Here is a 14,382-nt window from a genome sequence, read left to right as displayed (position 1 = left end):
CCATGGCTTTCACAAATAGCTACGAAGTAGCGAGATCTGAATAACCGCGGGTGAAACCCGTGGATTATGATGTCAGCAGACAAGAACCCTGAAAGGGTTCAATTTCAATTATGCATAATTCAACTCTTTCAGAGTTGTGTTCGTGATCGTAGCACCGTACCACGGGTTTCACCCGCGGTTATTCAAATTGAACCCTTTCAGGGTTATTCATTAACATACAACGAATTACGAAAAATCGTCATTAGTAGGAGCTAGAGTAATCTTTGATTATAATAGGAATATTTTGCGACGAAGCAATCTGCACGCACAGGCAAAGCCTATCCAGATAGACTGCATAAATTAACTGTCTGTTTTTTTTACACAGAGAACCACAGAGAAGTTTTTACTCTGTAAAACTCTGTGATACCTCTGTGAAACTCTGTGAAATTTTCTCTAAAAACAATTAGTTTTTGCTACGTCTTACCTGTTCGAACAGATTGCTTCGTCGCATTTACCTGAGTACTATTTTGATTGATAATTTCAACTCCTCGCAATGACGGCCCGGTTTAACCACCTAATCCCTACAAAAACCACCCCGCCAAAAAAATAAACCCCGAATTATACGGCAGGCATACTTCATTGCAGGCATAAGCCCAGTGGAAATCAACATAGCATTTTGCCGGGGGTGGATTCTTTTGTTTTATCAGCAATGCAAGGCTCGGGTCCTGCGGGTACCGGTTGGGACCGCCGGGTATGAACCCCGGGGGAGCCTGGTTGATCTGATCATAAGAGTTAATCGATTGATGAGGGTCGCTTACAGCATTTCTTCCGTATCCCGAGACAAAACTTAAATTGAGCGAATTACAACCTAGTATGTAATTCAACTGGTGCAGTGCAATTCCTGTGTATTTCTCCGTATTCAATATCCGGTTTATGATGAGCAGTTCCATACCATAATTTGCAATATAGGAGTTTGAACCCCATACGTATTGGCCCGGTGATAAAACCACCCCGTATCCTGTTGCCCGGCTTAACAGCGTAAGCGAATCGGCAAACTCCTTTATCTGCATTTTTAGTGATTCTTCAAGTCCGGTATCTTTTTTGAAAGGCGCCAGCAACCAGGAATATAACGCATAATTATGTACGTCCATCCACCAGCCATATTCACGCAACCTGTATTTCGACTGGTTTTGTATAAAATAGTCATTATAAGCCTTCTCACCGGTAACATTGAATAATTCGGCGGCAGCCCATAAACGTTCATCCCTGTCATCCGGATCCTCGTAGGCTCCTGTATTATGAATCCCTTCAGGATCTTTATATCCGCCGGCCGGGAAGGTTGCAGGATGCGATGAGAGATAATCCCAGGCTTTTTTTGAAGCGGCCAGGCAGGAGTCGGCAAAACCCGGCAAATACCTGCGGTATACTTTGGAGGCCAACGCCATGGCCGCTGCAAAATCTGCCGTCGCTGTACCGGTAACCGGCATGATATAACGGGGATAGGTATCCTTTTGTGGAGGGCCCATAAAGAAATCGGGACTAACAATTAAGTGATGCACACTTCCATCCGGCTCCTGCATACTGAAAAACCAATCAAGTTCCCATTTTGCTTCTGCCAGCATACCCGGAAGATTTGGATATGAATTGGGGATTTGAACCGTCTGATTGATTTTTTCGGGATACCATTCGGCCAGTTTCAGCCATGCGTAAAAGGCTATGCAGGCGGGTACGATTTTTTTCCCGAAATCTCCGGCATCATACCAACCACCAACTGCCTTCCTGTATTCCCCTTCTGTTATTTTTCCATCCTTATATCCCAGGTAAAGTTTTGCATCTCTGCTATGTGACGCTTTTCTGGCCCATATACCGGCATATTCAGGTATGAGATCTATTCCGGATCGCTGATAATAATAGCTTTTAATACCTGCCGACCAAACCGGTGACAGCACGGTGTCGCTTATCATAAATTCAAAGGATATCCCTGTATTTTCAATTTGTATATAAAAGCTGCCGGCCTTATTGAAGGATGAAAAATCAAGTAATGTAACTTTCTCCCCGGTGGCTGGATCGATTTTGTCGGAAGCCTGAACGGTCGCTTCAAATTCGGGATAATTATTGACTGAATTTCGAACTGACCATTCAACTTTGCCTGCAGGTAAATCATTTACCCATGCATATTTTGGAAAGTCAGTTTTGTAACCTGCCTGGTTGACTTTGATGACGGGTTGCCCTGAAACAAGGTGAAACTCACTGGCCAGTGCAATCAGAAGGAGTGTGAACTTGTTCATGTTTTTATTCGAATGTACCATTTTAACCGCAAATCTTTATTTACTTTGCTGTAAATATTGATAAAAATGGCTGTTCAAAAACCCGGCATACCCAAAGGCACAAGGGATTTCGGTCCTGCAGAAATGTCGAAACGCAATTATATTTTCGATACGATTAAAAAGGTCTTCCGTTATCATGGATACTCACAAATCGAAACTCCGGCAATGGAAAACCTGGATACTTTGCTGGGTAAATACGGTGAGGAAGGCGATAAACTGCTTTTTAAAATTCTTAATTCCGGCGATTTCCTTGAAGGAATAGATAAAGCAAAGTTTCTGGCTTCGTCTTCCAATTCGGCTTCACTCGATATCTGTGAAAAAGGACTCCGGTACGATCTGACTGTCCCTTTTGCCCGATTCGTTGTACAGCATCAGCATGAAATTGAATTCCCTTTTAAGAGATACCAGGTACAGCCGGTTTGGAGAGCCGACAGGCCGCAAAAAGGACGCTACCGCGAGTTTTACCAGTGTGACGCCGATGTGATCGGGAGTAATTCATTATTGAATGAGGCCGACCTGATCCGGATCATTGATGAGGTATTCCGGGATCTGAACGTGCGAGTGAAGATCAAACTGAATAACCGTAAAATACTTACCGGTATTGCAGAGTATATCGGCCAGCCCGATAAAATAGTTGATATTACAGTTGCTATTGATAAACTGGAGAAAATAGGAATTGAAGCCGTAAGCCAGGAACTGCAGAATAAGGGTATTACTGTGCAGTCGATTTATAAACTCGAACCGGTATTTGCCATTCGGGGGACAAATAAAGAAAAGATCGCCAGTTTGTCAAACCTGCTGAAAACCAGCCAGACCGGATTGAAAGGTATTGAAGAGGTTGAAAAACTATTTGGCATTCTTGATGCGTTGAATATCCTTTCGGATGTCGAATTCGACATTTCACTGGCAAGAGGGTTGAATTATTATACAGGGACTATAATAGAAGTAAAAGCCCTTGATGTTGAAATAGGCAGTATCTGCGGTGGCGGAAGGTATGATGATCTTACGGGAATATTCGGTTTAAAGGATATTTCAGGTGTGGGTGTTTCGTTCGGGGCCGACCGGATTTATGATGTGATAGAGCAGTTAAAGCTGTTTCCGGCCGAGGCAGTGCAATCGTCAAGGGTGCTGTTTGCCAATTTCGGTGAGAAGGAGGTGATGTTTTGCCTGGGACTGTTACCAAAGCTGCATGAAATCGGCGTTTCAGCAGAAATATACCCGGATGCGGCGAAACTGAAAAAGCAGTTTTCGTATGCCGATTCAAGGCACATTCAATATGTGGTGCTGGCAGGTGAAAACGAAATTGCTGAAGGAATCCTCGGCGTTAAAAACATGACAACCGGCGAGCAGTTCAAGGTTACTGTTGAAGAGCTGGTAAAATTTCTGGGATAACTAATTCCCCAAAAAAAAAATTAACGCGAAGGATTATTTTCCAAGTAATTGAATTTTTGGTTTTGACGTTTATATGATGATTCCAATTGAGAAACCTACGGTTTGACGCAAAAAGCGCAAAGGCCCAAACCTAAAGGTTTGGGTTTGGGAACCGGAAGACAAATCTTCATAAGTTAAGGACAACGCGTTTAATTCCTTGACTTAAAAGGGCAACATTAAAATTCATCAGCAATCCTAATTTTGCTTGAGAAAATTTTAAGTAAGTCAGTAATTGAGTCATATGAATCCTGGTTATTTCTTCCACACTTTTGATTTCAAGTACAACCTTTTTTTCTACAAACAAATCCATTCTGAAACTACAATCCAAAACATGATTTTCATAAGTAACACTTACTGGCTTTTCCTTTTCAACCAATAACCCACTATTACTTAATTCATAGAAGAGGCAGTCTTTATAAACATTTTCATATAAACCCGGACCTAATGTTTTATGAACTTTTATTGCCAAACCAATTATTTGGTTTGATAGTTGATTTTCATTCATGGCTTTTATTTTGCATTTGTTAGTTTCGGATAACGGTATGAGCAAAAATCGATTTATTTGCTAAAACACTCAAACCGCCAGGTTTGAGCCTTTGCGTATTTTGCGTAAAACCGCAGGTTTCTTAACTCAAATTTAACTTAAAAGCAGATAATAACCAATATTCAAGTTGGTTAGAAATGAAATCTTTGCGTTTAGTTTTTAGGGTAGAAAATTGGTAATGACGAAACAAAAAAAACCTGACTCGCGATGAATCAGGTTTATAATACTTAAAAGAAGATTTTAATCACCTATTGTTAAAACAATATTTCCCGGTAATTTAATCCGGCAGATAAGCTGCCTGCTTCTTTATTGTAGCCGGTAGTTATGCCGGCGGACAGGTTAATTAGGACCTCGGTCTGAAACTCCTTCTTTCTCCTGAATTATTTTCTTTCTCCCTGGCCTGATTAACGTTTACTGCACGACCTTTGATCTCAGTGCCATTAAGATTCTCAATAGCATTCTTTGCTTCGTTGTCATTCAGCATCTCAACAAAACCAAAACCTTTGCTTCTTCCTGAATATTTGTCCGTAATGATCTTTACAGATGCTACGTCACCGTATTCTTCAAAAGCTTTTCTTAATTCATCTTCATTTACATTGAAATGGAGATTGCCTACGTAAATGTTCATAAAAAAATTAGATAAAAAATTGAATAGATTGTCGATACAAAAATAAGTGAATTTATGAGAATAGATAATTTTTTAACCTTTATTTTATGTATTAGTGAGTTAGGGTATTTTTGACGCTTATCCGGCTAACCTGATTTCAGTTTTTTTTCTTCCTTTTCAGAAACTTTCTGATCAGCCAGAACAGGCTCCCGGCAATGATCCAGAATGGCCATATACGAATTACAAATAATACGAAACTCACCAGTCCGAACCAGCCTTTTACAAGTGATATTTTTAACCGGTCGAAAAAACTTCCCTGGTTACCATTCGAATAAAGGTTATAATCGTTCTTTTTGCTGATCTGCAGGCTGAGTGTACTGTAATCAACCTGGTTCTGCAGGTATTTCAGCCGTCCTTCGGTGCTTTCAATCTCTTCCTCGATAACCCTTGTCTTTTCTTCTATTTCAAGCATATCTTTTACTGTACGAGCCTGTTTCAGCAACTCTGAATACCGCGACAGGTAATTCTTTTTGTTGGCCATCCGTGTTTCAAGGTCTATGAACTGCTCGGTAACATCCCTCGAAGAGATGTTCTTATAAACTACTTCACCCATTCCCGATTCAATGGCTGCAATAAATGCATCAAAATTATCGGCCGGAACCCGGATAATTACCGAATAACCTTTCCCGTAATCGGCATTGCTGTAACTCTCATTATTGTAATACCCTTTGAATTTCTTTGTCAACGTATCAATAGAGGCTTTGCCTTTTTCAAGGTCATTAACCCTGATTTCCATATTGCCATCCCTGATGATCTTCCGTGTAACTTTATCTACCGGTTGAATACTTTGATCCGTTCCGGTTATTGACTGAACCTCATCGGATTGGGGAGGAGGAGGAGCTGTTGATTTAGCACTTTCCAATGCAGGGGCACCACCTTCATAATTCACAGGGGAACCGGAGCGACACGACAGAACAAGAAACGGGATTATAAAACAGAAAATGATCTTCTTCATAGCATATATATTTTTTACTGGATGACTTTAAGTACCTTCATTCCATAATAGTTTTAAAAATAATCTTTGCTCCTGGTGATTGACTTCCTATAGCATGGCCCTTCCTGTTCGGGCAGATTGCTTCGTCGTAAACTCCTCGCAATGACGAGCTCCTGGTATCCAGTCACCAGTCACCAGTCACTAATCACTAGTACAAGAAATTCAGCCCTATATACACTCCCTTCACCCCATCCTGTGGATCGAGAGCTCGTCCGTAATCAACAGCAATAACAAAATTCTGGTTCATCACTATGTGCAATCCGCCGCCGGCACCGAGATGAAGTTTTTCATCGGTTCCCTGGCTCAGATAATTGACGGCATCCGGATCAGTCGGGGTATCAAAGTCATATTTGTCGGTTACCATGCCACCATCCAGGAAGCCGCTCAGTGCCAGGTATAAATTCTGGTTGAAAACGTGCGTTCTTAAGAATTTCCATCTCAATTCAACATTTCCATACACAAAGCCATCTCCCACCACGCGGTTTCTCATGAGTCCCCTTATTGTTTTGGCACCGCCCAGCCCGTCACGTGTAAGTGCCGGAGCGGTGTTATAAACAAACGGAAGCATATAATACGGCATGGTTCCGCTTAGTTTGGTCTGCCAACTTAACCGGTAAGCCAGTGATAATACCTGCGGTGCAATAGTAAAGTACTGTCTGTGTGTAATAGCGAGCCGGGTGTAAGATAGATCTCCGTTTCCCAGGAAACCGGGAGCCATGAGCAATTGAACATCCGTCCAGATTCCTTTCATCGGGTTTGCTTCAATGTCGCGCGTATCGTAAACCAGGCCGGCTTTTACAAGCGTGTTATGTCCACCATCAGCCTGATCCTGTGGAATAATACCCCATTTTACATATCTGTCAAAAAGAAGCAGTGTATCTACCGGAAGTTTATCCTCTTCATCCTTGCCCTTATTGAGTTTCTCAACATCCACAGTGCCCATTTTGGCATGATTGTATTCAATTCCGGCAAACCACCTGAATTCCTTGCCTGTTATCTTACCCTGGAAATCAGCTTTAAATCTGGCAAGTCTGCGATCCATATTATAAAACATCCTTGAAATATAGTCGCTGCTGTTTTCATCTTCAAAGTCAGGATTGTAATTCGAATTATACCCGTTGAAACCGAAGAAGTCGAGCGATTGCTCTGTAAGGTAACTGGCTTCAGCCGACAACCGGATACCGGGTATCAGGTATTCCGAATCATACGTAAACTGGCTTAACCCGCTTCCCTTTGTGGTGTGGTTCCATTCAAAATACAGCGAATGCAGATATTTGGGATACTGTTTGCCGTCACCGTAATAGAATAAATTCACCAACGCACCGTATTTGAAACCGATATCCGTATCAAATGCAATGGCAGGCAACGCTCCAAAATTCCAACCGGTTTTGACCTTGTCCGCCTTGGCAGCATGGGTTGTGTCCTGCTGGGCCATTATCAGTGCGGGGGTCGCCATCAATGCCAGGATTAGTAATGCATGCTTCATCTTTTTCATATTGGATTAAATATTAGTGAAGTATGGAATCGGAACTAAGGTAACATTTTTACCAATGCCCGCTACTGCGTCTTGCTATTTTCTTAATTTTACGATATGTTCAACCCTAATCAAAAACACTATGCCCAAATTCTTAAAGGTATTCCTCTGGATACTGGGGATACCTGTAGCAGCATTTGCGTTGCTGGTGCTTTATGCAACGCTGTCGGACTATAAACCGGGAGAAAAAGAACTGATCAGCCGCAATGAGAAGGTTAAACCTGCTTTGTCGGATTCTTCTGTAATTAGCCTGATGATCTGGAACCTCGGATATGCCGGGCTGGGCAGCGATATGGATTTTTTCTATGACGGTGGAAAACAGGTAAGAACTTCGAAAGAAAAAACTAAAAGCAATTTTGCCGGAATCGACAGTTTCATTAAAAACCAGGATTCGGTTGAAATTTTTATGTTGCAGGAAGTGGATATTAAAAGCCACAGAAGTTACAGTCTGAACGAGGTCGCCCGGCTTTCACAGGATATGGGTGATTACGAACCTTTCTTTTCAACAAACTACAACGTGTTTTTTGTGCCTGTCCCTTTCAATAATCCGATGGGTTCAGTGAATTCTGGCATATTAACACTTTCCAAATACACTCCTGCACAGGTTGAGCGTTATTCGTTCCCCGGTCGTTACGCCTGGCCTAAGCGGTTGTTCATGCTTGACCGGTGTTTTATGGTAATGCATGTGCCGGTTGGCAATGGCAAAGAACTGCTTGTAATCAATACTCACAATGAAGCCTATGATGACGGATCAATCCGCGATGCCCAGATGGCCTACCTGAAAGATTACCTGGTTTCGGAATACAATAAGGGAAATTACATTGTGGTGGGTGGCGACTGGAATCAGTGTCCCCCGGAATTCAAACCGCAATTTCAGAATGAAGTTTTTGATTCGGTTAATAACAAAGGGATAAAACCGGATTATCTTCCTTCGGAATGGCAATGGATTTATGAGTCATCGGTTCCCACAAACCGGCGGGTGGATATTACCTATACACGGGGAAAAACTATGACAACAGTAATTGATTTCTTCCTTCTTTCCCCTAACCTTAAGGCACTTTCTGTATCAGCAAAAGATCTCGGATTTAAAAATTCGGATCATCAGCCGGTTTTCCTTAAAATGGCACTTCAATAAAATCAGTATATGAAAATCCTGAAAATTATTCTAATAGCCCTTGTTGCTCTTATTGTTGTGATTGTGATTGCCGGATTTACTTTTATAAGGCATATGAGCAACCGTGCCATTCCTGATTACAATGAAAATATCCGGATAGAAGGATTGCATGCACCTGTTGAGGTTTATCGCGACAGTTTTGCCATCCCGCATATCTATGCAACAGATGAGCACGATTTATATATGGTGACCGGTTACCTGCTTGCAGAAGACAGGTTGTGGCAGATGGATTTGCTGCGACATGTTACCGAAGGGAGGTTGTCCGAAATTTTTGGTGCCGGTTATGTGCAAGCCGATCTTTTACTCAGGGCTTTGCGATTCAGGGATAAATCAGATAAAATACTGGCAAAGGCCGATTCCTCTAACCTGATCGCCCTTAATGCATTTGCCGAAGGAATTAATGTATTTCTTGAAAAGAATAAGAATCACCTTCCGCCTGAATTTACAATTCTCCGGTATAAACCTGAAAAATGGCAGCCATATCAGACTCTGAATATGATCGGGTATATGGCGTGGGACCTTAAGGCAGGGTGGAGTGAAATTTTACTTACCAGCATACAGAAAACAGTGGATTCGGTTCGCTACAGGCAGATCCTTCCTGATTTGCTGAGAAACCAGCCTACGGTTTATCCGCAGGATAAATCGGGCACATTTTCTTCGCTTCTTCCCGATATGATGTTGTACACGGCAGGCCTGCAGGACCTGGGCGCTGATGTGCTCGATGCCAGCAATAACTGGGCTGTATCCGGTTTTAAAAGTTCCACAGGAAAACCTTTACTGGCCAACGACATGCATCTCGGGCTCAGTGTCCCCGGCATCTGGTACCAGATTCACCAGGTTATTCCCGGAAAGATGAATGTTACCGGTTTGTTGCTTCCCGGAGCCCCTGTGGTTATATGCGGGCATAATGACAGCATTGCGTGGGGCATGACCAATACATATGTGGACAACCTTGATTTCTACAGGGAAACAGTTAATCCCGGTGATACTGGTGAATATAAATACATGGGCAAATGGCTTAAATTCCTGAATAAGAAGGAAGTTATAAAAATCAGCGATGGCACGCAGGTTGAAAAAACAATCCGTTTTTCTCACAGGGGACCGGTGGTTTCCTCCATTAAAAATTTTGGTACGGATGTAATCACCATGCATTGGGTGGGAGATGAAATGAGTGATGAGTTTAAAACGGTGCTGATGCTCGACAGGGCCAATAACTGGGCTGAATTTAAGGACGCCCTGAAGACATTCAATTCCCTTAGTCAGAATGTGGCTTATGCCGATGTAAAAGGGAATATTGGCTTGTTTTGTGCCGCCGGTATTCCGATCCGAGACCGGGAAATTCCATTCGGCATTTTACCTGGTGATACAGATAAATACGACTGGAAAGGCTATGTTCCTTTTGAAGAGCTACCATATATGTTCAACCCGCTTTCAGGTTTTGTGGCATCTGCCAACAACCGCACGGTTCCAAGGGATTATCCGTATCACATAGGAAGCTGGTATTCGCTGCCCGACCGGTTCAGTCGCATAACCGAGATGCTGACAGCTAAGGAAATACTTTCGGTTGAAGATTTCAAAAATATCCAGCTCGACCAGAAGTCGAAACTGGCCGAAAAATACATGCCTGCTTTTGTCGATGCCCTATCTGGTTTTAAGCCTAAAGATGAGGTGGAGAAGAAGGCGCTTGAAATGCTTAAAACATGGAATTACACCATGGCAGCAAACAGCAGTGCACCGACTGTTTTTGAAACCATGTATCTGCAGCTTTTACACGGAGTATTTTCAGATGAGCTCGGAAATGACCTGTTTTTGAGCCTGAACGGAGTTACATCCATAAGCAGGAATGCTTTTGACCAGATGATGGAGACAAGGGTATCTGCATGGTTTGACGATATCTCCACACCGGATAAAACAGAAACCTTTACTGACATGGTTACCCTTGCTTTCACAAAATCCGTCGGGGACCTGAGGGTGAAAATGGGTGAGGATACCGGTTTATGGCAGTGGGGAAAAATTCATCATCTCTTACTGCAGCATCCGTTGGGTGTGAAGGACATACTGGATAAGGCCTTTCATCTGAACCGCGGCCCATTTCCCGTAGGCGGCAGTTTTCATACCGTATCCCCTTACAGTTATGATCCAAACAATCCGTATGACTCAAAAACAGGTTCATCTCACAGGCATATTTTCGACCTGAGCGATTGGGACAAGTCGCTCACCGTTATTCCTACAGGAAACTCAGGAATTCCGTCAAGTAAACATTATTGCGACCAGACTGATTTATATGTGAACGGGCGTTATCATGCCGATCATTTTACACGTGATAACGTTATTAAAAATGCACAGTACCACATGACTTTCAGTAATAAATGAAGAACAGGAACACTTACGCCGCAATAATTTTTGACCTCGACGGTACCCTGGCCGACACACTTGATGATATAGCCGGTTCCATGAATTATGTACTCAGATTGAACGGTTACCCGGAAAGGCCTGTTAATGATTATAAACTTTTGGTAGGACGGGGGCTCGACAACCTGGTTAAACAGGCGTTGCCTGAAAAGGACAGGCAGGAAAAGGTAATCCGTGATTGCCTTCATGAAATGATTGAGCATTATGATTCCAATTGCATCGTAAAAACCAGGCTGTATGATGGAATTAAGCCCATGCTGCTGAAACTCGCAGGCCGGAATATAAAAATGTCGGTTTTCTCAAATAAGGCTGAACCTCTTACAATAAAAATAGTTGAGCACCTGTTGCCTGATATCGGTTTTCAGCATGTTATGGGCGCTGGTCCTGATTTTCCGAAAAAGCCTGATCCTTCAGGAGCCTTGCATATCTGCCGGAAGATGGCTGTCGATCCCAGGAATACTGTATATGTGGGAGATTCAGATGTCGACATGATAACTGCGAATAAAGCAGGAATGTATGCAGTTGGTGTATCATGGGGTTTCAGGAGCAGAGAGGAATTAAAAACCAATGGTGCTGCAATAATCGTTGATAACCCCGAACGGATATCTCATTTGTTCCTGTGATCCTGCAGTCAATATGAACTGATGCCGTTGATAGATTGTTTCTTTCAGGAAACAAAGGCAACGTTATGCGATCAGGAAAAACCTCATGTATTATTCCCTTCTGGAACGAAGATCTGTATTTATTTGATGTTTTGTATGAAGTTTCAAGGGTTAGGAATATTGATGAGGTGATCTGTGTGGATGACGCCTCAGACAATAATAATTATCTTGAAATCAAACGAAAACATCCCGGTTTTTGTGTCATCCGTCTTCCTGAAAATTCAGGTAAAACCGATGCGATCAGGGAAGGACTTAAATATGCAGACGGCGAATATATTTTATTGCTCGATGCCGATTTGCAGCATCTTGTCCATACTGAAATAGAGCAGGCTGTGAATGCCGTAAAATCAAACCCTGGCATCGATATGCTGATCCTGAGAAGGGTAAGAGCTGACCTCCTGATCCGCATGTACAGGGGTGATGTCTTGTTTACCGGCGAACGTATCCTGCGAAAATCCGATCTTCTGAATGTACTTTCAGGCCAGGTAAAGCGGTGGCAGCTTGAATCAGCTGTCAATACATGGATGTACGAGAAAAATAAAATAGTCTACTGGATGGCCCAATCAGCCATAAATACCGATAAAGCAATAAAATGGGGATTGTTCCGCGGCCTTGTAAATGATGTCCGCACTTTTGGCGATATGATGTTTGCCACGGGATTTAATAATTTTGTGAGACAAATCCTTTTTTATGCAAAGGATGAATTAAAGGTTAATTAGCCGGATTATGTTATTTTTGTGAGCAGTACCCGATCACTGCAACATGATTGAACATAAAGTCTTTAACCGTAGCACTCACCAACTGGAATCAGAAATTTCCGGCAACACAGGCGGTTTGCAATTCCTCTATAATTCCCTTCCCGGGAAAATACTGAACCCGTTTATCGCCCGGCACTTTGTTTCGCAAACCTATTCGAGGTTCGTAAGGAGCAGGCGAAGTACCATGAAAATCGGGTCTTTTATAAAAGAATATAACATTGATATTTCCGAGGTTCAGGATGAATTACATTCTTTCAGAAGCCTGAATGATTTTTTTATCCGAAAGCTTAAACCTGAGGCTCGACCGATAGACCATGAGCGCACACACCTTATTTCACCAGCCGATGCAAGGCTTCTTGTTTTCAACCTGGCTGAAAAAAACACACTTCCTGTAAAAGGGTACTGGTATGAACTTGAGGAGTTCATCCAAAGTAAAAAGCTGGCGGATGATTATGCCGATGGCTGGTGCTTTGTATACAGGCTGGCTCCGTGCGACTATCATCGCTTCTGTTACATAGATGACGGCCGGCAGGAAAGTGTAGTGCGCATCAAGGGTGCTCTTCATTCAGTCAATCCGATTGCCCTGTCTTCTGTTGATGCCCTCATGTCGAAGAATTACAGGGAAATGACAATTCTTCAGACCCGTAATTTCGGGAAAGTCTTACATTTTGAAGTGGGTGCGCTGATGGTCGGAAAGGTGATTCTTTTGAACCGGTCTGCCTATGGGTTTCGAAAAGGAGAGGAAAAAGGCTGGTTTGAATTCGGGGGTTCCACAATAGTACAGTTTTTCAGGAAAACTGTCCTGTTACCTGATGCCGATCTAACTGAATTATCGTCCAGAGGAATTGAAACCCGCGTGAAAGTGGGAGAAAAAGTCGGAATGGCTTTGATTCCTTAATGGCAGCCTCTTAACAGGAGTTTAAAGAGCAAATTAACCTTTTAAATGTTAAATTTGTTTTTCCTTAACTGACCCTATATATTTTCAAATATTCTAAAAAACTAGATCTATGAAAAAAACAGCAGTCATTTTTTTACTTCTGGGATTGGTATTCAGTGTCTCATCAGTATTTTCACAGGCAAAGCCGGAAAATAAGCTCCACGTAATCATAATCGGAGCTCACCCTGATGATCCTGATGAAATGGGAGGTACAGCCTATAAATGGGCACAGATGGGTTATGATGTAATGATGGTTTCTCTTACAAACGGTGATGCAGGGCATCAGAGCATGAAAGCTGATGTGCTGGCTAAAACTCGACGCGAAGAAGCCCGCAGAGCAGGCCAGGTAATCGGTGTAAAGTATATTACTCTTGATAATCATGACGGGCAGCTGATGCCAACCTATGAAAACAGGTTACAGGTAATCCGTCTGATCCGCGAACAGAAGGCCGACATTGTGATTTATCCGCGTCCCTACGACTATCATCCCGACCATAGGTATACCGGTGTTCTTGTAAATGATGCCGCTTATATGGTTACGGTTCCTACCATTTTGCCCGAAGTTCCATTCCTTGAAAAAAATCCCGTATTTCTTTACATGAGTGACGGCTTCACACATCCTGAACCTTTTAAAGCCGATGTGGTTATCGATATTGATGATGTAATAGAAAAAAAGATTGATATGTACCACCAGCATACATCACAAATGTATGAGTGGCTTCCCTTTAACAGGGGGATCCTTGACCAGGTTCCTAAAACCGAAGCCGACCGCCGTGCATGGCTTGGAACTCAATACAAATCGAACTGGGATGCCGAACCTTACAGAGCTAAACTTATTGAAGAGTATGGAAAGGACAGGGGCAGCAAAGTTAAATACTGTGAGGCTTTTGAGGATTCGGAATACGGAACAAGGCTCACCAAAGAAAACATTCATCATTATTTTCCATTTCTTCCGTAATGCAT

At 42.6% G+C, this 14,382-nt stretch carries 12 protein-coding genes; 7 read left to right on the top strand and 5 right to left on the bottom strand.

Annotated elements, in window-relative coordinates; all coding sequences use genetic code 11:
* Positions 1–560: 560 nt before the first annotated feature.
* On the bottom strand, positions 561–2,267 hold the full coding sequence (locus tag VK179_12675; protein HLO59592.1) for a glycoside hydrolase family 9 protein: 1,707 nt from the start codon (positions 2,265–2,267) through the stop codon (positions 561–563).
* Positions 2,268–2,333: 66 nt separating this feature from the next.
* Between VK179_12675 and hisS the strand changes: the two genes are divergently transcribed.
* The gene (gene hisS / locus VK179_12670) at positions 2,334–3,698 is read left to right on the top strand and encodes a histidine--tRNA ligase (protein HLO59591.1); all 1,365 of its coding nucleotides are present in this window, start codon (positions 2,334–2,336) and stop codon (positions 3,696–3,698) included.
* A 166-nt stretch (positions 3,699–3,864) separates the two neighbouring features.
* Here the strand turns inward: hisS and VK179_12665 are convergent, their stop codons facing one another.
* From VK179_12665 to VK179_12650, 4 genes are all read right to left on the bottom strand, one after another.
* Positions 3,865–4,242, bottom strand: a complete 378-nt coding sequence (locus tag VK179_12665; GenBank protein ID HLO59590.1) for a GxxExxY protein — start codon at positions 4,240–4,242, stop codon at positions 3,865–3,867.
* Between the two features lie 382 nt (positions 4,243–4,624).
* Positions 4,625–4,909, bottom strand: coding sequence for an RNA-binding protein (locus VK179_12660; protein HLO59589.1), 285 nt, complete (start codon positions 4,907–4,909; stop codon positions 4,625–4,627).
* 136 nt (positions 4,910–5,045) lie between these two features.
* Positions 5,046–5,903: a DUF4349 domain-containing protein gene (locus VK179_12655; protein ID HLO59588.1), complete on the bottom strand. Its 858-nt coding sequence runs from the start codon at positions 5,901–5,903 to the stop codon at positions 5,046–5,048.
* A gap of 187 nt (positions 5,904–6,090) precedes the next feature.
* Positions 6,091–7,437, bottom strand: coding sequence for a BamA/TamA family outer membrane protein (locus VK179_12650; GenBank protein HLO59587.1), 1,347 nt, complete (start codon positions 7,435–7,437; stop codon positions 6,091–6,093).
* Positions 7,438–7,558: 121 nt separating this feature from the next.
* Between VK179_12650 and VK179_12645 the strand changes: the two genes are divergently transcribed.
* The 6 genes from VK179_12645 (at position 7,559) to VK179_12620 (ending at position 14,377) form a co-directional block, all read left to right on the top strand.
* Complete coding sequence (locus VK179_12645; GenBank protein HLO59586.1) at positions 7,559–8,611, top strand: endonuclease/exonuclease/phosphatase family protein; 1,053 nt, start codon at positions 7,559–7,561, stop codon at positions 8,609–8,611.
* A gap of 9 nt (positions 8,612–8,620) precedes the next feature.
* Positions 8,621–11,023 (top strand): penicillin acylase family protein, encoded by a 2,403-nt coding sequence (locus VK179_12640; protein HLO59585.1) that lies wholly within the window; start codon positions 8,621–8,623, stop codon positions 11,021–11,023.
* A complete protein-coding gene (locus VK179_12635) occupies positions 11,020–11,685 on the top strand; it encodes an HAD family hydrolase (protein HLO59584.1) in 666 nt (221 codons plus the stop codon). Before VK179_12640 ends, VK179_12635 begins: the two co-directional genes overlap by 4 nt.
* A 65-nt stretch (positions 11,686–11,750) precedes the next feature.
* Positions 11,751–12,443: a glycosyltransferase family 2 protein gene (locus tag VK179_12630; GenBank protein HLO59583.1), complete on the top strand. Its 693-nt coding sequence runs from the start codon at positions 11,751–11,753 to the stop codon at positions 12,441–12,443.
* 43 nt (positions 12,444–12,486) lie between these two features.
* Complete coding sequence (gene asd, locus VK179_12625) at positions 12,487–13,380, top strand: archaetidylserine decarboxylase (protein ID HLO59582.1); 894 nt, start codon at positions 12,487–12,489, stop codon at positions 13,378–13,380.
* A gap of 109 nt (positions 13,381–13,489) precedes the next feature.
* Complete coding sequence (locus VK179_12620; protein HLO59581.1) at positions 13,490–14,377, top strand: PIG-L family deacetylase; 888 nt, start codon at positions 13,490–13,492, stop codon at positions 14,375–14,377.
* Positions 14,378–14,382 lie beyond the last annotated feature (5 nt).

It is taken from the genome of Bacteroidales bacterium (assembly GCA_035299085.1).
In the GTDB taxonomy this organism is placed as follows: Bacteria; Bacteroidota; Bacteroidia; order Bacteroidales; family UBA10428; genus UBA5072.
Note: the sequence above shows the minus strand (reverse complement) of the source record. Positions and strands in the feature narration are given on the sequence as shown.